This is a genomic window from Stenotrophomonas sp. YJH_SMC_48-3 (genome assembly GCF_059369375.1).
In genome coordinates this window covers 93185-113873 of record NZ_JCAFSQ010000011.1, presented here as the reverse complement: position 1 = coordinate 113873, position 20689 = coordinate 93185, and the positions used below count along the sequence as shown (strand labels likewise).

Sequence of the window (20689 nt, the reverse complement as noted above, 5' to 3'; positions counted from 1 at the left end):
GCCATGGCAGGCGCGCCACCGGTTCAGGCCTTGGCGAACACCAGGCGGCCGCCGTCGTTTCCGACTTCGATGGTGTCGCCGTTGACGAAAGCACCCGACAGGATCTGCTGTGCCAGCGGATTCTCCAGCTGCGACTGGATTGCACGCTTCAACGGGCGCGCGCCATACACCGGATCGAAGCCGACGTTGCCGAGCAGGTCGAACGCCGCATCGGAGACCGCCAGCTTCAACCCACGCTCGGCCAGCCGCTTCTCCAGCCCTCGCATCTGGATGCGCGCGATCTGCTTGATCTGCTGCTTGTCCAGCGGGTGGAACACCACGATGTCGTCCAGGCGGTTGATGAACTCCGGCCGGAAGTGCGCCTGTACCACGCCCATCACCGCCGCCTTCATCTGCGTGTAGGCCTCCGGACTGTCGTCGGCGCTCATGTCCTGGATCTGGTGCGAGCCCAGGTTCGAGGTCATCACGATGACGGTGTTGCGGAAGTCCACGGTGCGGCCCTGGCCGTCGGTCAGGCGGCCATCGTCCAGCACCTGCAGCAGGATGTTGAACACATCCGGATGCGCCTTCTCCACCTCATCGAGCAGGATCAGCGAATACGGGCGACGACGCACGGCCTCGGTCAGGTAACCGCCTTCCTCGTAGCCGACGTAGCCCGGGGGCGCACCGATCAGGCGGGCGACGCTGTGCTTTTCCATGAACTCGCTCATGTCGATGCGGATCATCGCGTCGGCACTGTCGAACAGGAACTCGGCCAGCGACTTGCACAGCTCGGTCTTGCCGACGCCGGTCGGGCCGAGGAACAGGAACGAGCCGGCCGGACGATTCGGATCGGACAGGCCGGCACGCGAGCGGCGTACCGCATCGGAGACGACCTTGATCGCTTCTTCCTGGCCGACCACGCGGTTGTGCAGCACCTCTTCCATGCGCAACAGCTTGTCGCGCTCGCCTTCGAGCATCTTGTTGACCGGGATGCCGGTCCAGCGCGACACGACTTCGGCAATCTCCTCGTCGGTCACGCGGTCCTGCACCAGCTTGAAGTCCTTGTGCTCGGCTTCCTGGGCCGCAGCCAGCTGCTTTTCCAGTTGTGGCAACAGGCCGTACTGGATCTCGCTCATCTTGGCGAAATCCTGGCGGCGCTGCGCGGCTTCCAGCTCCAGCTTGGCCTGCTCGACCTGTTCCTTGATCTTGGTTGCGCCCTGCAGCGCGGCCTTCTCCGACTTCCAGATTTCATTGAGATCGGAGAACTCGCGCTCCAGCGCATCGATGTCCTTCTCCAGATCGGCCAGGCGCTGCCGCGAGGCTTCGTCCTTCTCCTTCTTCAGCATCTCGCGCTGGATCTTCAGCTGGATCACCCGGCGTTCCAGGCGATCCAGCTCCTCCGGCTTGGAGTCGATCTCCATGCGCAGGCGTGAGGCGGCTTCGTCCATCAGGTCGATGGCCTTGTCCGGCAGCTGGCGGTCGGTGATGTAGCGGTTGGACAGCGTGGCTGCAGCCACGATGGCCGGGTCGGTGATTTCCACACCGTGGTGCACGGCGTACTTTTCCTTCAGCCCGCGCAGGATCGCGATGGTGTCCTCCACCGTGGGTTCGCCGACGAACACCTTCTGGAAGCGGCGCTCCAGCGCAGCGTCCTTCTCGATGTACTTGCGGTATTCGTCCAGCGTGGTGGCGCCGATGCAGTGCAGCTCGCCGCGCGCCAGCGCTGGCTTCAGCATGTTGCCGGCATCCATCGCGCCATCGGCCTTTCCGGCACCGACCATGGTGTGCAGTTCGTCGATGAACAGGATGATCTGGCCTTCGTTCTTGGCCAGGTCGTTGAGCACGCCCTTCAGGCGTTCCTCGAATTCACCGCGGAACTTGGCACCGGCGATCAGCGCACCCATGTCCAGCGACAGCACGCGCTTGCCGCGCAGGCCTTCGGGCACCTCGTCGTTGATGATGCGCTGGGCCAGCCCTTCGACGATCGCGGTCTTGCCCACGCCGGGCTCGCCGATGAGCACCGGGTTGTTCTTGGTCCGGCGCTGCAGCACCTGGATGGTGCGGCGGATTTCCTCGTCGCGGCCGATCACCGGGTCGAGCTTGCCGCTCTCGGCGCGCGCGGTCAGGTCGATGGTGTACTTCTCCAGCGCCTGCCGCTGCTCCTCGGCATTCTCCGACTGCACGTTCTCGCCGCCGCGCAGCTTGTCGATGGCCGCCTGCAGGCGGGTCTTGTCGGCACCGGTGGCGCGCAGCGCCATGCCCAGCGTGCCACCATCCTCCAGCGCCGCCAGCACGAACCACTCGCTGGCGATGAAGGCGTCACCATGCTGCTGGGCCAGCTTGTCGGTCTGGTTCAGCAGGCGCCCCAGATCGTTGCCCATCGAGACGTTGCCGGCCTGGCCGGATACCTTGGGCAGTGCGTCCAGCGCCTCGGTCAGGCGCTCGCGCAGGACCGGTACGTTCACCCCGGCCTGGGCCAGCAGCGGGCGCGTGCTGCCGCCCTGCTGGTCCAGCAGCGCGCTGAACAGGTGAACCGGTTCGATGATGCTGTTGTCGCGGCCCACGGCCAGCGACTGTGCGTCTGCCAGCGCCTGCTGGAAACGCGAGGTGAGCTTGTCCATCCGCATTGCGAATCCTCATCGGTCATCAGGGCCGGCCTAGGCCGGCAATGCTGGAAAGATGCGGTTGCCCCACCCCGTTTCAAGGGTGGCTGCGACTGCACCCCGGGGCCAGTCAGCCTGCGGCCAGCATGCCGGAACGGGTGTGGTCGGCGCGTTGATCCCGATCAGTTCGGCACGGTGGACGGGCTCAGCGGGTGATCGCGCTGCGGATCGCCCGCAGCTGCTGCTTGATCGCCCGCGCCTGTGCAGGATCCATGCGTAGCAGGGCCTTCTGCCCGATCGAGCGTGACTGCAGGGTGGGATCGACGAAGCGGTAACGGCCGCGCTCATCGCGCTGCACCAGAGGCGCCTGGGCCAGTTCCGGGGTATCAAGCAGATGGTCGATCACCGCGACCAGGCGATCATTGAAATATCCGTCGGGCCGGCCCAGGTCGACGTAGGCCTGCTGGATCAACGGATAGAAGCGCTTGTAGGCCGTTGCCGTTGCTGCCGGATCCAGCGCGGTGAAGGCCTGCACATAGGGCGCATAGCGCGCCGCGTTGCTGGCGGCGGTGCGATCACCGCCTTCGCCGGGCTCGACCTGGAGGTTGCCCGGCAGCGGCCGTGCGGCCAGCGCAGTGGGCGGCACGCTGGGCCTGTCCAGGTTGTCGACCTGGGTGACCAGGCGCTGGATCAGGTGATCGCGCAGCAGCAGGGTCAGCGGCCCTTCGCCCTGGAACAGCTGGCTCAATGCACCCCAGGCAGCCGTATCGCTGTCAGCCAGCTTCGGCAGTGCCGGATCAGCGGCGGCCTCGGTATCCAGCGGATGCCTGATCGTCGGTGGCGCTGGCGCGGGTTCCGCGGCCGCCTGCGGTTGTGGCGCTGCGCTGGTACTGACGGCAGTTGACTGCACCGGCACCGAAACACCATCTGCCAAGTGCTTCAGCTGATCCCGGAACAACCAACCGCCCGCGCCGCCGATCACCACCACACCCAGCACCCAGGGCCATACCGCCTTTGCACTCTGCATGATGCAGCACCTCGTTTCACACGCATGGAGAAGGTGTGACCCCACCGGTTCCAGCCGGTTCCCCACCGGTTCCGCTGCCGTTCGGGTTCGCCCTGCACCAGAACCGCGCTCACGCCTGCTTTGCATGCCGCGCGCGAGGCTGGGGCCTTGTCCTGCGGAGACACTGCCATGCAGTACGCGCTGTATTACTGGACCGGCATCCAGGGCCGGGGCGAGTTCGTGCGACTGGCGCTGGAAGATGCCGGCGCCGACTACATCGACATGGCGCGGGTGCACGGCGATGCGGTGATGCAGCCATTCCTGGATGGCAGCAGTGACGGGCCACAGCCCTTTGCACCGCCGTTCCTGAAGGCCGGCCGCCAGGTCATCGCGCAGGTCGCGGCGATCCTGGATTTCCTCGGCCCGACGCTGGACCTGGTGCCACAGGCGGCCTCGCGGCGGATGCAGGCGCTGCAACTGCAGCTGACCATCGCCGACCTGGTGGCCGAGGTGCACGACACCCACCATCCGATTGCCGCATCGAAGTACTACGAAGCGCAGAAGACCGAGGCCAAGGCACGTGCCGCGTCGCTGCGCAGCGAGCGCCTGCCGAAGTTCCTGGGCTACTTCGAACGGGTGCTGGCCGCCAACGGTGGCCGCCATGCACTGCGCGAGCATTCGTACGTGGATCTGTCGCTGTTCCAGCTACTGAGTGGGCTGGACTACATGTTTCCACGCCGCATGCAGGCACTGGCGTCCACCCTGCCCCTGCTGCGCGCGCTGCAGGCGCGGGTGGCGAAGCGGCCGAACATCGCCGCCTATCTGGCCTCGGAACGACGTCTGGCGTTCAACACGAATGGCATCTTCCGCCACTACCCGGAGCTGGACGCCGAACGGTAGTGCCGGCCCTGGCCGGCAGAGCGCGCTGTGATCATTCGCCGCCTGCAACACGCCCCTGTAGAGCCGAGCCATGCTCGGCTCAGAGCAGCCGAGCGCAGGCTCGGCTCAACAGAGCACCAGAAGTGGAAGGAGCGGTAACGCCGGGCCATGCCCGGCGTCACCAGTCAAGGATCGGTGCGATCAGCCAGCGGTTTCACCGGCTGCTTCTGCAGCGACAGCAGGCCCAGCAGCAGCGCCAATGCCACGTAGGCGCCGGCGAACTGCAAGCTGATGATGCGTGCCAGCCCGTCCAGATCCCACGGCAGGTAGATGCCGCCACGCGGGTCCACCGAATGGATCAGGCCGAACAGGGTCAGCACCGCCGCCACCAGCAGGAAGCCGCAGGCACGGCGCAGGCGGCCATCGACCATCGCGGCTACCGCCGAGATCCACAGCATCGAGGTGATGATGAAGCCGTTGCCGAGGGTGAAAATCACCGCCAGCTCGGGCAGGCCATGGCCGTCGAGCTTGGTCAGCAGCTGCGGCAGCTGGTCCGGTGCGATCCAGCCGGGCGCCTTGATCGCCAGCAGGTAGGCCACCGACGGCAGGAAACCGAACACCATCGCGCCGGTATGGTGGCGCGGCGTGGCCTGGAAGGCCTGGGTGGTGATGTCGATGGCCACGTACACGATGATCGGTGCCAGCACCGCCAGCGGCAGCCATTGCACCAACCCGGAGATGATGCCGAGCATGCCGCCAATGCCGACGAACAGGCCGGTCAGCAGCGTGTAGCCGCTGCGCGCGCCCATGTGCTTGTAGGCAGGCTGGCCGATGTAGGGCGTGGTCTGCGCGACACCGCCACAGACACCCGCCACCAGCGTGGCCACCGCTTCCACCAGCAGGATGTCGCGGGTGCGGTAGTCATCGCCAGCCGCGCGTGCGCTTTCAGACACATTGATGCCGCCCACCACCATCAGCAGGCCGAACGGCAGCAGCAGCGGCAGGTAGGTCATCGCGGTGGGCAGGCCATCGAGGAAGCCCAGCGTCGGCAGCGGCAGCACCACCTGCGGCGGCACCCACGCCGGCACATGGAAGCCCGGCGCGCCCAGCCCGGCCAGGCCGAGGCCGTAATACAGCACGGTGCCGAACACGAAGGCCAGCAGCACGCCCGGGCCACGCACCGGCAGTTTGCCCTTGGCGATCAGCACGTACAGCAGCAGGCCCAGCGTGGTGAAGCCGACCAGCGGCGAGCGCAGCGTTTCCAGCAGCGGCAACAGGCCCATCAGCACCAGCGCGATGCCGGCGATGGAACCCAGCAGCGCGGCACGCGGCAGCGCACGGGTGACCGCTTCACCGAAGAACGACAGCACGAACTTGAGCACGCCCATGATGACCAGCGCGGCCATGCCCAGCTGCCAGGTGGCGATGCCCGCCGCGTGCGGGTCCATGCCCTGCTGCTTGAAAGCGATGAAGGCCGGGCCAAGCACCAGCAGGGCCATGCCGATGCTGGTCGGGGCATCCAGGCCGAGCGGCATGGCGGTGACGTCGTCACGGCCGGTACGCGCGGCGAGCCGGCGTGCCATCAGGGTGTACAGCAGGTTGCCGATCAGCACGCCGAAGGCGGTGCCGGGGAACATGCGGCCGAACACCACGTCGGCGGGGAACTGGAAGATCCCGACCAGAGCCATGGCGATGAAGCCGAGGATGGAGAGGTTGTCGACGACTAGGCCGAAGAAGCCGTTGAAGTCGCCGGCGACGAACCAGCGACGCGGTACGGCGGAAGCGGGAGCGGACATGGAAGGGGCGGTGGGGGTGGGGACCGCCGATGGTAGGCCCAGCGGGGCTGGCGCGCCAATTCCGTCGTGGAATGATGGGTTCCAGCCAACGGCGGGGCCCCTCGTGGCTGGGTTGGTCGCGGACAGCGGACCTCAGGGGGTGGGCCGGGCGGGTAGGCTGCGCAGGGGTCGCTGCAAGTACGTCCCTGTAAGCTCGGTCGCCGCTTGCTCGTGTGCGCAATCCTGCGCACACGAGCAAGCGGCGACCGAGCTTACATGGGTGAGGGCGCTTTGCTTGCGAAGCACTGCTTCGCAAGCGCCCGAACGCACAGCCGCCAGCGGCTGGGCCGGGCCCCGGAGGGGGACTTGCAGCGCCCCCCGCAACCGGACCCACCCCGCCATCCCACGGATACCCAGCTGTTGCTGTTGCTTCGGCTGTTGCTTTGGCCTCTGCAGGTGCAGGGCGCAGCCCTGCATCGCCCCCCCTACTTCTTCAGGAAGTTGTCCACCAGCAGATGCTTCACATCATCGAAGCGACCGTTCAACACTGCCTTGGCCGCATACAGCGCCGTGCCGGCGACCTGCTTGGCCTCGATCTGCGGCGGCATCACCAGCTCGGCGCGGCTGGTGTGCACGTCCAGCAGTGCCGGGCCGCGCTGCGACAGGAAATCCTGCACCGCTTCCTCCAGATCCTCACTACGGGTCACCGTGCGGCCGTGGAAGCCGATCACCTCGGCCAGGCGCCCGAAGTCCGGGTTCTTCAGGTCGGTGTAGTTGTCCAGCAGGCCTTCCACCTTCTGCTCCAGCTCGACGAAGTTCAGCGAGCCATTGTTGAACACCACCACCTTGATCGGCAGGTTTTCCTGCACCGCGGTCAGCAGGTCACCCAACAGCATCGCCAGGCCACCATCGCCGGACAGCGAAATCACCTGCCGGCCGGGGAACGCCTTCTGCAGGCCCAGGGCCTGCGGCATTGCATTGGCCATCGTGCCGTGCAGCAGGCTGGTCAGCGTGCGGCGGCGACCGTTGACGCGGATATGGCGCAGCACCCAGACCATCGGCGAGCCGCCGTCAGCGGTGAACAGCGCATCGTCGCTGGCATGCTTCGACAGCAGCGCGGTCAGATGCTGCGGGTGGATAAGCTTGCCCTCGCCCGGCTGTTCTTCCTGTTCGCGCTTCTTCAGCGCCTTGTCGCGACGTTCGATACATTCGTCCAGGAAACTGCTGTCCTCGCGCGGCGGCAACATCGGCAGCAAGGCATCCAGCGTCGGTGCGATGTCACCGACCACGCCCAGGTTCACCGGGTGGCGGCGGCCAAGGTGGCTGCCATCACGGTCGACCTGGATGATCGTGGCCTTGTCGGGGTAGAACTGGCCCCAGGCGAAGTCGGCGCCGAGCAGCAGCAGCGTGTCGCACTCCATCAGCGTGTGGAAGCCAGACTCGATGCCGAAGATTCCGGTCATGCCCATGTTGTACGGGTTGTCCGGCTCGACGAAATCCTTGGCGCGCGAAGTGTGCGCAACCGGCGCCTGCAGGTGCCGGGCCAGTTCCAGCAGCTGCGCGTGCGCGCCCTGGCAACCGGCACCGGCATAGATGCCGATACGCTTGCCCTGCCCCAGCAGCTCGGCAATGCGCTGCAGTTCGGCGTCGGACGGGCGCAGCACCGGCTGGGTGTAGTGCACCGAGAACGGCACATCGTGCTTCACCTCAGCCTGGCTGATGTCGGCCGGCAGGATCACTACCGCCACGCCACGCCGGCTGATCGCCGCCTGGCAGGCCAGGGCCACCACGCGTCGCGCCTGCTCCGGGCTGTGCACCTGCTCGCAGAACACCGTGCAGCTGCCATAGACCGCCTTGAAATCCACTTCCTGCGGGAATTCCATGCCCAGCTCGCTGGTCACCACCTGGCTGGCGATCAGCACCATCGGTGCACGGTTGCGGTTGGTCTCGAACACACCGTTGATGAAGTGCAGGCCACCGGGACCACAGGAGCCCGCACAGGCGGTCAACTCGCCGCTCACCAGCGAATCGGCGCCGGCGGCGAACGCTGCCACTTCTTCATGGCGCACGTGCACCCAGGCGATCTCGCTGCCATGCATCGCATCGGTCACATGGTTGAGCGTATCGCCCACGATGCCGTAGCAACGGCGGACACCAGCCTGCTGCAGGGCGTCCACCACGATTTCGGCCACGCGCTTGCTCATCGGATACATCCTCGAACGGGGGAACGTCCGAGGCTAGACCCGATGAAGTGATGCCCCCGTGGGCAAGTTGCCCATTGCCTCGATGTGCAAACTGCGGGTAGACGTCTCGTCAATCATTGACGTTGATCCAACCCTCCACTGCACCGCTTTTCGGGTTGCGGTAGCGCAGCTTCACCCAGCCGTCCTGTTCATCCAGCAGTTCCACGCGATCCCCCTGCACCAGGTAACGCTTGGTGCTGGACGCGCCGGGTCGGTCGAAGAGGAACAGGCGCGCGGGCACCACGGTGGCCTGCTGCCCCTGCAACGGCCCGTCCGGCGGTGCTCCCAGGCCATCGGCGATGGCACTTTCCAACACACGGCCGGCGGGGTCATAGGTGCGCCAGACCGCCAACGGGCCCTGCTCTTCGGTCTGTTCCCACTGCAGCGCGGCGTTCAACGTATCGGCCAGCATCAGCACGCTCTCAGAGCGGTACAGATGGAGCTTCGCGCCTGCAAACCGGTACTGGTCGGTGTACCACATCGGGCCGCTGCGGCAACTGCTGGTGAGGGTGCGGGTGGCAACGTCCACGCTCAGCCCCATCAGGTCACCACAACTGTCCTTGCCGTGGGTACCGGCCTGCAGCGCGCGGAAACCGGCACTGGTCGGATCGAAGCGGTACACCGCCACCGCCTCGTTGACCATGCCGACCGGGGCGCGCGCGACCAGTTCCGGGTAGCCATCGAAATCGACGTCTTCCAGACCCCAGCGCGAATTGCCGTCGGCATCGGCCGCGCCCGCCAGCGTCTGGCGCTTGCCCGACGGTGACAGCTGCACCACGATGCTTCCGTCCTGCTGGGGATCGGCATGCGCCTGCACATGAGCGGCCACCTGGAAGCGTAGCGTTTCGCCGTCGTCCCCACCCGCCTGCGCCGGCGGTGCCAGCACGCCCACCAATACCAGGCCCAGCAGGCATTCCCTGTAGTTCATCATTGCTCCCTGCGGCACCGCGGCGGCGCCTTCAACTCAGAACGATACCTCGACCGGCTGCCGCGACCACAGCACCGACTGATGCCTGGTCTGCTGCTTCCACGCCAGGCGGATCGCTTCGATATCGGCGCGGCGCTGCGGGGTGTCCTCATGCAGCACCACCAGCACCTTCGTGCGCAGGCGGTTGGGCGCGGCATCGCCGCGGAACAGCCACTGGCCATAGGCATCGAACACGGTCAGGCCATCCGGGAAGCGCGGGGTCACCTCCTTGTCCAGGAAGGTGCGCCACTGCGCGTCGCTGATGGTGTCGGCCTGCGGGCGGTTGCCGGCGCCCTGCTCCTCGCCGACGCCAAAATACAGCTCGCTGCGCACCCAGCCGTGCGCGGAAGACGGGCGGGCGGCATCGCCCTTCAGTTCGGCGGTAGTGGCCGTGGCATAGGCGCTGGGCGCCTGCGAAGAAAGGCTGGCGCAGCCGCTGGTGGCCAGCAGCACGGCAAAGACGAGGCCAAGGTGTTTCATCGGTACAGCTCCGGGGAAGGGGGGACAAGGCGAGCCGGCAGCGTACAGCGCCACCGGCCCGGCGTGCTGATGCCAGCAGGGCATCAACTCATGCCAGGCCGGCAGGGGCTTGCATCGGCACCGGCCATCACGCGAAGATAATATATCGCTTCATCCGGATGGATGTAAGTGAAACTATCTCCCCTTCCCCGTCGTCGTTGTTGCTGGAGCCCCCATGTCCTTCCGCCTGCCCGCGTCGCCGCTCGGCCTCGCCATCGCCATCGCGCTTTCCTCCGCCGCCCCAGCCCTGGCCCAGGACGCCACCAACCTGGACACGGTGATCGTCACCGGCACCCGTGCCGCCGACCGCACCGTGCTCGAATCCACCTCGCCGGTGGACGTGCTCACCGCCGAGGACATCCGCAAGGCCGGCGTGGTCAACGGTGAACTGGGCAGCGCGCTGCAGGCGCTGCTGCCGTCGTTCAACTTCCCGCGCCAGTCCAACTCCGGTGGCGCCGACCATGTGCGCGCCGCGCAGTTGCGCGGCCTGTCGCCGGACCAGGTGCTGGTACTGGTCAACGGCAAGCGCCGCCACCACACCGCGCTGGTCAACACCGACAGCAAGATCGGCAAGGGCACCACCCCGGTCGATTTCAATTCGATCCCGGTCAGCGCGATCAAGCGCATCGAAGTGCTGCGCGACGGTGCCGGTGCGCTGTACGGCTCGGACGCCGTGGCCGGCGTGATCAACGTGATCCTCGACAACGGCGGCGACGGCGGCGAGATCGAGGCCAGCTACGGTGCCAACCACACCGACCTCCAGCCGATCGGCCGCACCCTCACCGATGGCCAGACCGGCAACATCAGCGCCAAGGTCGGCACCTCGCTGGGCGAAGACGGTGGCTTCCTGCGCGTCGGCCTGGAGTACAAGCACCGCAACGGCACCAACCGCGCCGGCTTCGACCAGATTCCGCCGTGGGACCAGACCCCGGGCAACCTGGCACTGCAGGGCAAGCGCAACTACGTCCTGGGTGATGGCAAGAGCAAGGACATCAACCTGTGGCTGAACACCGAGATTCCGGTCGGCCAGACCTCGACGTTCTACGCGTTCGGTACCTTCAACCAGCGCGATACCGAAGGCGCCAACTACTTCCGCTATCCCGATGGCGATGCCAACTGGAAGCAGGTCTATCCGAACGGCTACCGACCGATCTCCGAAGGCGAGAACCGCGACGTACAGGCCGTGGCCGGCGTGCGCGGCCAGTGGGGCGAGTGGAGCTACGACGGCAGCCTGGATTACGGCCAGAACGACTTCACCTACCGCCTGCGTGATTCGCTCAACGCCTCGCTGGGCCCGACCAGCCCGACCCGCTTCAAGACCGCCGACTACGAGTACGCGCAGACCGTGGGCAACCTCGACCTGAGCCGCGTGTTCACCCAGAGCGACAGCATCAGCCACACGCTGGGCCTGGGCGTGGAAGCGCGCCATGAGCGCTACCAGACCCGCCCCGGCGACCCGGCCAGCTATGCGGCGGGCCCGTACACCGACCGCCCGACCGGCTCGCAGGCCGGTGGCGGCCTGACCCCACAGGACGCCGCCACCCTGTCGCGCGACGTGGCCAGCGCCTATGCCAGCCTGTCCAGCCAGTTCGGCGAGAAGTTCTCCACCGATCTGGCCGCGCGCTACGAGCACAACGACGACTTCGGCGGCGAGCTGACCGGCAAGCTCGGCCTGCGCTACGAGTTCACGCCGGCGTTTGCATTGCGCGGTGCTATCTCCAACAACTTCCGCGCACCTTCACTGGCGCAGATCGGCTACGAATCCACCTCCACCGGCTATAACGCTGGTGGCCAGCTGGTGCAGGGCCGACTGCTGTCGGTCAACAATCCGATCGCGCGTGGCCTTGGCGCGCAGGACCTGAAACCGGAAAAATCCCTGAACACGTCGCTGGGCTTCACCAGCCGCATCGGCGAACACTTCGACCTCTCGCTGGACTTCTTCCAGATCGACATCGACGACCGCATCGCACTGTCGGAGAGCATCACCGGTGATGCACTGACCGGCTACGTGGCAGCCAACTACGGTGTCAGCGGCCTGCAGAGCGCCAGCTTCTTCGTCAACGCCGCCGATACCCGCACCCGTGGCGCCGAGCTGGTGACCAACTGGCGCCAGTCGCTGGGCGATGGCCAGCTGCTGTTGACCGGCACCTATGCGTATACCAAGACCACGCTGAAGAACGTGCTGGCCACGCCGGCCCAGCTGCAGGCGCTGGACCCGGATTATGTGCTGTTCGGGATTGAAGAGACCAACACGCTGACCGATGCCACACCGCGTACACGTGGCAGTTTCTCGGCTGCCTGGAGCAACGACCACTGGTCGCTGAGCAGCCGCGTGAACCGCTACGGCAGCGCCACCCGCGTGTTCAACTTCGGTGATGGCTACATCCCGCGCCAGACCTACCAGGCCGAGTGGCAGCTGGACGCGGAAGTCGAATACCGCATCACCCCGCAGTGGAGCGTGGCCATCGGCGGGCAGAACCTGACCGACAACTACCCGGATCGGTCCAACAGCGATATCCACTACTTCGGCAACCTGCCGTATGACGTGCTGTCGCCGATCGGCAGCAATGGCGCGTACTACTACGGCCGCGTCCGCTATACCTTCTGATTGCTCTGGGTGTAATTGCCTTGGGTGGGTGCGGACCGTTGGTCCGCACTGCCCGGGTTCAATGCAGGCTGACCCTTTGTGCCAACCAACGGTTGGCACCCACCGGAAGTGATCGCTCTCGGTGGGTGCGGACCGTTGGTCCGCACTGTCTGGGTTCAATGCAGGCTGACCCTTTGTGCCGACCAACGGTCGGCACCCACCGAAGCTGATCCGTAGCCTGCCCTCGACCCCACGTACACGCCCACGCTGGCAAGGTGGGCGGCATGGCTGAACCGCTCCCCCTGCGTCCGCCACCGCCATTGCTGGACGACGCCTGTGCGTTGTTCCTCGATGTCGATGGCACCCTGATCGAGTTCGCTGCGCGCCCGGATGCCGTGCAGCTGCTGCCGGATGTGCGTGACGCCATCGGCCGCATCAGCGACCGCCTGGAAGGTGCCGTAGCACTGGTCAGTGGTCGCCCGCTTGAGCAGCTCGATCAACTGTTCGCTCCCCTGCAACTGCCTGCCGCGGGCCTGCATGGCCATGAATTGCGCGGCGAGGACGGTCGTGTGCTGCGCGAGGAGCACGACGACGACACCGCCGAGTGGCTGCACGCGCTGCACCAGCAGGCGATGCGCTTCGCCCATGGCCACCCCGGCGTGCTGGTGGAAGACAAGGGTGTCGGCCTGGCGCTGCACTGGCGCGGCGCGCCGCACGCCGCCAGCGATGTGCGCGCCTTCGCCGACCGCCACGTGCGCGGCCGTTCCAGTTACCGCCTGCAACCCGGCGACCACGTGGTCGAGTTCGTCCCGGTTGGCAGCGACAAGGGCCGTGCGGTACGGAGGATGATGCAGTACCTGCCCTTCCGTGGCCGCCTGCCCGTCTTCCTCGGTGACGACCTCACCGACGAATTCGGCTTCGACGCTGCCAACGGCCAGCATGGCTGGAGCGTGCTGGTGGGCGAACGCGAACCCAGCGTGGCCGTGTTCGCGCTGCCCGACATACGCAGCGTGCACGCGTGGCTGCGTGAGAATGCCTATTGACCCGGCCCCCCCACGGCCGCAACCGAGATGTACCGCGTGATGACCCAACCCGATCTTGATCTGGGCGTGGTCGGCAACGGCAGCTTCGGCGCCCTGGTCGACAAACGTGCCCGCGTTGTCTGGAGCTGCCTGCCCACCTTCGACGGCGACCCCACCTTCTGTGCCCTGCTCGGCCCCAACCAGCAGACCGGTGGTGACTTCGCCATCGAGCTGGAAGACTTCGCCAGCAGCGAGCAGGAGTACCTGACCAATACGGCGATCCTGCGCACCGTCCTGCGCGACACGCACGGCGGCGAACTGGAGATCCTCGACTTCGCGCCCCGCTGGCGGCAGAACGACCGCTTCTACCGGCCGGTCAGCCTGATCCGCCAGGTGCGCCCGCTGGCCGGTAGCCCACGCATCACCGTGCGCGCCCGCCCGCTGGCCGATTGGGGCGCGCGCGTGCCGGAGTCCACCTGGGGCAGCAACCATGTGCGCTGGATCCTGCCCGAGCACGTGCTGCGGCTGACCACCGATGTGCCGGTCCGCTTCGTGCGCGACGGCCTGCCCTTCGTGCTCAGCCATCCCGTCCACCTGATCCTGGGCGTGGACGAATCGCTCAACCGCTCGATCAGCGGCTACGTGCAGGAAGCCTTCCAGCGCACCCGCGACTACTGGCGCGAATGGGTGCGCTACCTGTCCATTCCCCTGGAGTGGCAGGACGCGGTGATCCGCAGCGCGATCACGCTGAAGCTGTGCCAGTACGAGGACAGCGGTGCGATCATCGCGGCGATGACCACCTCCATTCCGGAAGCACCCGGCAGCGTGCGCAACTGGGACTACCGCTACTGCTGGCTGCGTGACGCAGCTTTCGTGGTGCGCGCGCTGAACCGTCTCGGCGCAACGCGCACGATGGAACAGTTCCTCGGGTACATCTTCAACCTGGCCACCACCGACGGCACGCTGCAGCCGCTGTATGGCATCGGCTTTGAAGCCAAGCTGGACGAAGACGAAGTGCCCAGCCTGTCCGGCTACCGCGGCATGGGCCCGGTGCGCCGCGGCAACCTGGCCTGGGTGCAGCGCCAGCACGACGTGTACGGCAGCGTGGTGCTGGCGTCCACGCAGCTTTTCTTTGACCGTCGCCTGCAGGATCCCGGCGACGCGCACACGTTTGCCCGCCTGGAACCCCTGGGCGAACAGGCCTTCGCCCTGCACGACGTCCCCGATGCCGGCCTGTGGGAATTCCGCGGCCGCACCGAAGTGCACACCTACACCAGCGCGATGTGCTGGGCTGCGTGCGACCGCCTGTGCAAGATCGCCGTGCGCCTGAAGCGTGATGACCGCGCACACTACTGGCGCGAGCGCGCCGACACCATCCACGCCCGCATCATGGCCGAATCCTGGAGCGAGGAGCTGGGCCACTTCACCGATACCTTCGGCGGCCATCGCCTGGATGCCTCGCTGCTGCTGCTGGCCGACATCGGCTTCATCGACGCGATGGACGCCCGGTTCATTGCCACCGTCGATGCCATCGGCCGCGACCTCAAGCACGGCAATTCGCTGTACCGCTACGTCGCGCCGGATGACTTCGGCGAACCGGAAACCAGCTTCACCATCTGTACGTTCTGGTACATCGATGCGCTGGCGGCGATCGGGCGCATGGATGAAGCACGCGAGATGTTCGAGCTGCTGCTGAAGCAGCGCAACCACCTGGGCCTGCTGTCGGAGGATCTGGCCTTCGACAGCGGCGAGGCCTGGGGCAATTTCCCGCAGACCTATTCGCACGTCGGCCTGATCACCGCCGCGATGCGCCTGTCGCGGTCCTGGCAGGAGGCATCGTGAGTCGTCTGGTCGTGGTTTCAAACCGTGTGGCCGTGCCCGGCGAGAACCGCGCAGGCGGCCTGGCGGTCGGCCTGCTGGCCGCCCTGAAGGAGCGCGGCGGCCTGTGGTTCGGCTGGAGTGGCAAGACCGTAAAGGAAGGCAGCGGCACGCTGCACCGGCAGAAGGACGGTGACATCGACTACGTCACCATGGACCTGAGCAAGCGCGAGGTCGATGGCTACTACAACGGCTTTGCCAACCGCACGCTGTGGCCACTGCTGCACTTCCGCCTGGATCTGGTCGACTATGACCGCGGTACCCGCGAGACCTACCACAAGGTCAATGCGCTGTTCGCCGACAAGCTCGCGCCATTGCTGCGCGAGGATGACATCGTCTGGATCCATGACTATCACCTGATCCCGCTCGGCGCACTGCTGCGCGAGCGCGGTATCGGCTGCCGCATTGGCTTCTTCCTGCATATCCCGATGCCGTCGGCCGACCTGCTGCAGGCGATGCCCGATCACCTGCGGTTGTTCTCCGCGCTGTACGCCTACGACCTGGTCGGCTTCCAGACCCAGCGCGATGCCGATCGCTTCCAGACTTACCTGCGCCTGTTCGGCGGCGGGCGCGTGCTCGACAATGGCGAGCTGGAAGCGCCGGGCGGGCGCCGCTTCCGTGCAGCAGCCTTCCCGATCGGCATCGACACCGAGCTGATCGCACGCCAGGCCGGCACAGCCGCCACCAAGACCGCCGTGAAGAATCTTCGCGCCAGCCTGCGCGACCGCCAGCTGGCAATCGGCGTGGATCGCCTGGACTATTCCAAGGGCCTCCCCGAGCGCTTCCTTGGCTTCGAGCGCTACCTGCAGCGCCACCCTGACCAGCGCGGCTCGTTGACCTACCTGCAGATCGCCCCGGTCTCGCGCGGTGATGTCACCGAGTACCGGCAGTTGCGCAGCCAGCTGGAGCAGATCGCTGGCCACATCAACGGCGGCCATGCCGAGCCGGACTGGACGCCGCTGCGGTACGTCAACCAGAACTTCACACATGCCACGCTCACCGGCTTCTACCGGGCGGCGGCGGTCGGCCTGGTCACGCCGCTGCGCGATGGCATGAACCTGGTGGCCAAGGAATACGTGGCGTCGCAGGACCCGGAGGATCCGGGCGTGCTGGTGCTGTCACTGCTGGCTGGCGCCGCCGACGAACTGAAGCAGGCACTGCTGGTGAACCCGCATGATCTGGACGGCGTGGCCGATGCGATCGCCACCGCAGCCACGATGTCGCTGAGCAGGCGCAAGGAGCGCTGGCACGCGATGATGGAGCACCTGCGCACCTACGACATCAACCACTGGCGCCGCAGCTACCTGGACGCGCTGGAGGGTTGAAGCACGCGTTCCTGTAGAGCCGAGCCATGCTCGGCTGCGTTTTGTAGAGCCGAGCCATGCTCGGCTGCTATTGGCAGGAGAAAAAAGCAAGTCGAGCATGGCTCGACTCTACAAAAGACAGGCGATCAATCCAGGAACCGCGCGGCCTGCTCCGGTGCGGGCAGGTAACAGGCCTCATGCCGACCGAACAAGCGGTAGCGGTTGCGTGCCAGCGCGCGATACGCCGCATCACGCCAGCCGCGCGGCACGAGCCGCAGCACGCCGGCCAGGCGCCAGGCGCCGCCCAGCCCCTCAAGTACGCGCAGCATCGCATCGGTATCGGTCCAGGCACCCTGTGCGTCCAGCAGCAGGAACGACATCGGGTCCTGCGGGTCCAGCCCGTACGCACGCAGCATCGCGCTGCCCTGTGCGCCCTGCATCGCCGCAAAGCGATAGCGCCCCCTGCGGTCGAAGCGCAGCAGGAAGCGCACCCAGCGGTTGCACAGCGCGCATACGCCATCGAATACGATCACCGCGGTCCCAGCCTCGGCGGCGGCCTCACCGCGGTTCGAGCCAGCCTTCATAGCGGATCAGGGCTCCCACCCAGGGCAGCGTCACATCGACCAGGAAAGTGTAACGCTCGCCCTGCCAGGCTTCGCGGCAACGCGCGCCATCAAACCAGCGCCTTGGCAGCGGCAGCAGCCCGAACGCCCAGACCCGCCGCACCGACCAGTCGATGCCACCCTCGCGGGCCTGCAGATCAAATTCGAAGCGCACCGCGCCCAACTGCTCGCGCAGGCATCCCTCGTACACCCACAGCCGCGACACCATCGGCCAGCGGCCGAACCGCCGCGCCCACTGCTCGCCCTGCCGGTAGCGGTTGAACGCCACCTCGGTGGGCAGCGCGTCACCGTCCTGTCGCAACCGCGCCAACGCAGCCAGCAGCGGCACCAGCCAGTGCCGCCCCCTCACGATGCAGGCCTGCCCCACGTAGCGGCACGGCAACGGCGCGGCATGCAGCGCCTGCACCGGTCCTGCCAGGGTGGCGAAGGCCGGCCCCAGCACACGCGCGAACAGCGGCGGAGTCAGGGCGCGATCCAGGCCAGGGTCGCCATGCGCCCGGTGCGACGATCGCGCCGATGCGAATACAGGTCCGGGTCGGCCATGGTCGACACCGTGCCGCCATACACCTGTGCCGGGTCCATCCCCACAGACTGCAGACGCTGCCGCGCCAGCGCGAACAGGTCCACCTTCCAGTGACCGGGACGGGTCGCGACGAACGCTGCTTCGGCGGCCGGATCGTGTCCGACGAAGGCGTGGTAGACCTCTTCACCGATCTCGTAATCGGCCGGCCCGGCTGCCGGTCCCAGCCAGGCGCGCAACTGCGCCGGCGGCGTCTGCATGGCCGCCACGGTGGCCTCCAGCATGCCGTCGGCCAGGCCACGCCAGCCGGCATGCGCCGCGCCCACCTCACTGCCATCAGCGGCGGCGAACACCACCGGCAGGCAGTCGGCGGTCAGGATCGCCAGCACCACGCCGGGCACCGAGGTCACCGCGGCGTCGGCCACCGGCTCGGCGGCACCCGGCACCGGCGGCGCGTTGAATCGCAGCACGGTGCTGCTGTGCACCTGGCGCAGCCAGTGCGGGGCCGACGGCAGCGCCAACCCCTGCTGCAGCAGCTGGCGGTTGTGCTCGACGTTGGCGGGGGTATCACCATCGGCCGCGTGCCGGTTGCCCAGGTTGAACTGCGCGAACGGCGCCGGCGAGATGCCCGCACCGTGCCGGCGCGTGGTCAGCGCATGGACGCCCGGAGGCGCCGGCCAGTCCGCCTGCAGCAAGGGCAGCGCGGCGGCCATCACCAGCGGTCCCGCTCGCGTGCGGCGAAGGCTTCGCTGTCTTCGCGCAGCACCTTCATCAGGTGCAGCATGTCCTCCGGCACCGGCGCAGTGTTGCGCACCGGCTCACCGGTGATCGGGTGCGTGAACTCCAGCGTCTCGGCGTGCAGGGCCTGGCGCTTGAAGCCGCGCAGCGCGGCCACCAGCTCGTCGCTGGCGCCCTTGGGCAGCTTCAGCGCGCCGCCATACAGCGGGTCGCCGATGATCGGATGGCGCACGTGCGCCATGTGCACGCGGATCTGGTGGGTACGACCGGTTTCCAGGCGGCACTCCAGCGCGGTGTGTGCCCGGAAGCGCTCGCGCAGGCGGTAGTGGGTCACCGCTTCCTTGCCGTCCTCACGCACCGCCATCTTCAGGCGATCGCGCGGGTGGCGGTCGATCGGGGCATCGGCAGTACCACCGGCCACCAGCGCGCCCATCACGATGGCCAGGTACTGGCGGTGCACGTCACGTGCCGCCAGCTGCTCGACCAGCGCGGTCTGCGCTTCCAGGGTCCTGGCCACCACCATCACGCCGCTGGTGTCCTTGTCCAGGCGGTGCACGATGCCGGCGCGCGGCAGCACCGCCACCGACGGGTCGCGGAACAGCAGGGCGTTGACCAGGGTGCCGCTGTGGTTGCCCGCGCCCGGGTGTACCACCAGGCCGACCGGCTTGTTGATCACCAGCAGGTGCTCGTCCTCGAACAGCACGTCCAGCGGAATGTCCTCCGGCTGGGCGTCGGTCTGGGTTTCCAGCACCACGTTGAGCGTCACCACCTCGCCGCCGCGCAGCGGATCGCGCGGGCGCACCTGGGCACCGTCCAGCAGCACCTCCCCGGCCTTGATCCATTCGGTCAGGCGCGAACGCGAGTATTCGGGGAACAGTTCGGCCACGACGGCGTCGAAACGGCGCCCGGCAGCGGTGTCGGGGACGATGGCCTGGCGGGCCGATTCAGAGGGTTGTTCAGACATGGCAGGGGGCATTCTTTGAAATTTTGGGGTCCCGGCGGCCGGTTTCAGTCGCTGGACAGGACACTAGGCTATCATCGACCCTTCGTATTCCAGCCGCGTCCCGCCTCGACCCCATGATCCGACGCTCCGCCATGCTCTCCGCGCCCGTCCGCCTCACCGCCCTGCTGCTGGTGCTGGTCATCGCCGCCACCGGCTGCCATCGCGGCGCCAAGAAGGGTGATCGCCCCGATGAAGGCGTGCCGGTCGAACAGCTGTACGAGAAAAGCCACAAGCTGATGCAGGGCGGCAACTGGAGCGGCGCCGAGGCCAGCTTCCGCCGCCTGGTGGCCCAGTATCCGTACGGTCCGTACACCGAGCAGGCGATGATCGAGACCGCCTACGCCCAGTACAAGGCCGGCAAGCACGATGACGCGGTGTCCAGCATCGACCGCTTCATCCGTACCTACCCGACCCACCGCAACATCGCGTACCTGTACTACCTGCGCGGCCTGGCGAACTCCAACCGCAGTACGGTTTTCCTGCGTCGCGTATGGTCGCTGGATGCCAGCCGCCGCGACCTGTCCACGCCGCACCAGGCGTATTCGGACTTCAACATCGTGGTGGACCGCTATCCGAACAGCCGCTACGCCGCCGATGCGCGCCAGCGCATGCTGGAACTGCGTGACGTGTTCGCCCAGCACGAACTGGACAACGCCCTGTACTACATGCGCCGCGGCGCCTGGGTCTCGGCCGCCGGCCGCGCCAACTACCTGCTGGAAACCTATCCGCAGAGCGCGTTCCAGTACGACGCCGTTGCTGTCCTGGCCGATTCCTACACCCACCTGGGCAACAAGACCCTGGCCGATGATGCGCGCCGCGTCCTGCAGTTGAACCAGCCAGACCACCCGTGGCTGGAAGGCAAGTGGCCGAAGTACCCGTGGATGATCCGCAAGCTGAACCCGTTCGCTGGCGAGAAGTCCGCCAGCACCGGCCAGCGCAACGCGCGACTGGAAAAGAAATAAGAAAAAGGCCCCGCAAGGGGCCTTTTCTTTGTCGGTTATCCACGCCATGCGTGGATGGTTCGTGCGCCCATGGACCAC

The 20689-nt window shown here is 67.1% G+C and carries 16 protein-coding genes; 6 read left to right on the top strand and 10 right to left on the bottom strand.

The window, feature by feature from the left end:
* Positions 1-23: 23 nt before the first annotated feature.
* Together clpB and AC5P65_RS16960 are read right to left on the bottom strand one after the other, a co-directional pair.
* Complete coding sequence (gene clpB / locus AC5P65_RS16965) at positions 24-2609, bottom strand: ATP-dependent chaperone ClpB (RefSeq protein WP_111098909.1); 2586 nt, start codon at positions 2607-2609, stop codon at positions 24-26.
* Positions 2610-2790: 181 nt separating this feature from the next.
* Entirely contained in the window at positions 2791-3612 is an 822-nt protein-coding gene (locus AC5P65_RS16960; protein WP_111098910.1) for a DUF3014 domain-containing protein, read from the bottom strand.
* 168 nt (positions 3613-3780) lie between these two features.
* Between AC5P65_RS16960 and AC5P65_RS16955 the strand changes: the two genes are divergently transcribed.
* Positions 3781-4491 (top strand): glutathione S-transferase, encoded by a 711-nt coding sequence (locus AC5P65_RS16955; protein ID WP_111098911.1) that lies wholly within the window; start codon positions 3781-3783, stop codon positions 4489-4491.
* 164 nt (positions 4492-4655) lie between these two features.
* On the opposite strand, the gene AC5P65_RS16950 is transcribed toward AC5P65_RS16955, so the two are convergent.
* The 4 genes from AC5P65_RS16950 to AC5P65_RS16935 all read right to left on the bottom strand — a co-directional run bounded on the left by AC5P65_RS16950 (position 4656) and on the right by AC5P65_RS16935 (position 9935).
* Positions 4656-6266: a SulP family inorganic anion transporter gene (locus AC5P65_RS16950; RefSeq protein WP_111098912.1), complete on the bottom strand. Its 1611-nt coding sequence runs from the start codon at positions 6264-6266 to the stop codon at positions 4656-4658.
* A gap of 464 nt (positions 6267-6730) precedes the next feature.
* A complete protein-coding gene (locus AC5P65_RS16945) occupies positions 6731-8449 on the bottom strand; it encodes a thiamine pyrophosphate-dependent enzyme (RefSeq protein ID WP_111098295.1) in 1719 nt (572 codons plus the stop codon).
* A 109-nt stretch (positions 8450-8558) separates the two neighbouring features.
* The gene (locus AC5P65_RS16940) at positions 8559-9416 is read right to left on the bottom strand and encodes an SH3 domain-containing protein (protein WP_111098296.1); all 858 of its coding nucleotides are present in this window, start codon (positions 9414-9416) and stop codon (positions 8559-8561) included.
* A 36-nt stretch (positions 9417-9452) separates the two neighbouring features.
* Entirely contained in the window at positions 9453-9935 is a 483-nt protein-coding gene (locus AC5P65_RS16935; RefSeq protein WP_021202058.1) for a DUF3574 domain-containing protein, read from the bottom strand.
* 214 nt (positions 9936-10149) lie between these two features.
* Between AC5P65_RS16935 and AC5P65_RS16930 the strand changes: the two genes are divergently transcribed.
* The 4 genes from AC5P65_RS16930 (at position 10150) to otsA (ending at position 16786) form a co-directional block, all read left to right on the top strand.
* Positions 10150-12582, top strand: a complete 2433-nt coding sequence (locus AC5P65_RS16930) for a TonB-dependent receptor plug domain-containing protein (protein ID WP_111098294.1) — start codon at positions 10150-10152, stop codon at positions 12580-12582.
* A gap of 263 nt (positions 12583-12845) precedes the next feature.
* The gene (gene otsB, locus AC5P65_RS16925) at positions 12846-13604 is read left to right on the top strand and encodes a trehalose-phosphatase (protein WP_021202060.1); all 759 of its coding nucleotides are present in this window, start codon (positions 12846-12848) and stop codon (positions 13602-13604) included.
* Between the two features lie 39 nt (positions 13605-13643).
* Entirely contained in the window at positions 13644-15425 is a 1782-nt protein-coding gene (locus AC5P65_RS16920; RefSeq protein WP_031269310.1) for a glycoside hydrolase family 15 protein, read from the top strand.
* Entirely contained in the window at positions 15422-16786 is a 1365-nt protein-coding gene (otsA, locus tag AC5P65_RS16915) for an alpha,alpha-trehalose-phosphate synthase (UDP-forming) (RefSeq protein ID WP_021202062.1), read from the top strand. The genes AC5P65_RS16920 and otsA overlap by 4 nt, the downstream gene beginning before the upstream one ends.
* A 125-nt stretch (positions 16787-16911) precedes the next feature.
* Here otsA and AC5P65_RS16910 read toward each other — a convergent pair whose 3' ends face one another.
* Genes AC5P65_RS16910 through rluD form a run of 4 tightly spaced genes read right to left on the bottom strand, consistent with a single transcriptional unit; the run spans position 16912 to position 19610 of the window.
* A complete protein-coding gene (locus AC5P65_RS16910; RefSeq protein ID WP_111098293.1) occupies positions 16912-17349 on the bottom strand; it encodes a thiol-disulfide oxidoreductase DCC family protein in 438 nt (145 codons plus the stop codon).
* Positions 17324-17830 carry a DUF4166 domain-containing protein gene (locus AC5P65_RS16905; protein ID WP_111098292.1) on the bottom strand — a complete coding sequence of 169 codons (507 nt, stop codon included), beginning with the start codon at positions 17828-17830 and terminating at the stop codon, positions 17324-17326. Before AC5P65_RS16905 ends, AC5P65_RS16910 begins: the two co-directional genes overlap by 26 nt.
* Before the next feature lie 20 nt (positions 17831-17850).
* Positions 17851-18621: a peptidoglycan editing factor PgeF gene (gene pgeF, locus AC5P65_RS16900; protein WP_111098291.1), complete on the bottom strand. Its 771-nt coding sequence runs from the start codon at positions 18619-18621 to the stop codon at positions 17851-17853.
* Complete coding sequence (rluD, locus tag AC5P65_RS16895) at positions 18621-19610, bottom strand: 23S rRNA pseudouridine(1911/1915/1917) synthase RluD (protein WP_111098290.1); 990 nt, start codon at positions 19608-19610, stop codon at positions 18621-18623. The genes pgeF and rluD overlap by 1 nt, the downstream gene beginning before the upstream one ends.
* Positions 19611-19723: 113 nt before the next feature.
* Here rluD and AC5P65_RS16890 point away from each other — a divergent pair, with 113 nt between their 5' ends.
* Positions 19724-20611: an outer membrane protein assembly factor BamD gene (locus AC5P65_RS16890; RefSeq protein WP_026347042.1), complete on the top strand. Its 888-nt coding sequence runs from the start codon at positions 19724-19726 to the stop codon at positions 20609-20611.
* Positions 20612-20689: the final 78 nt, after the last annotated feature.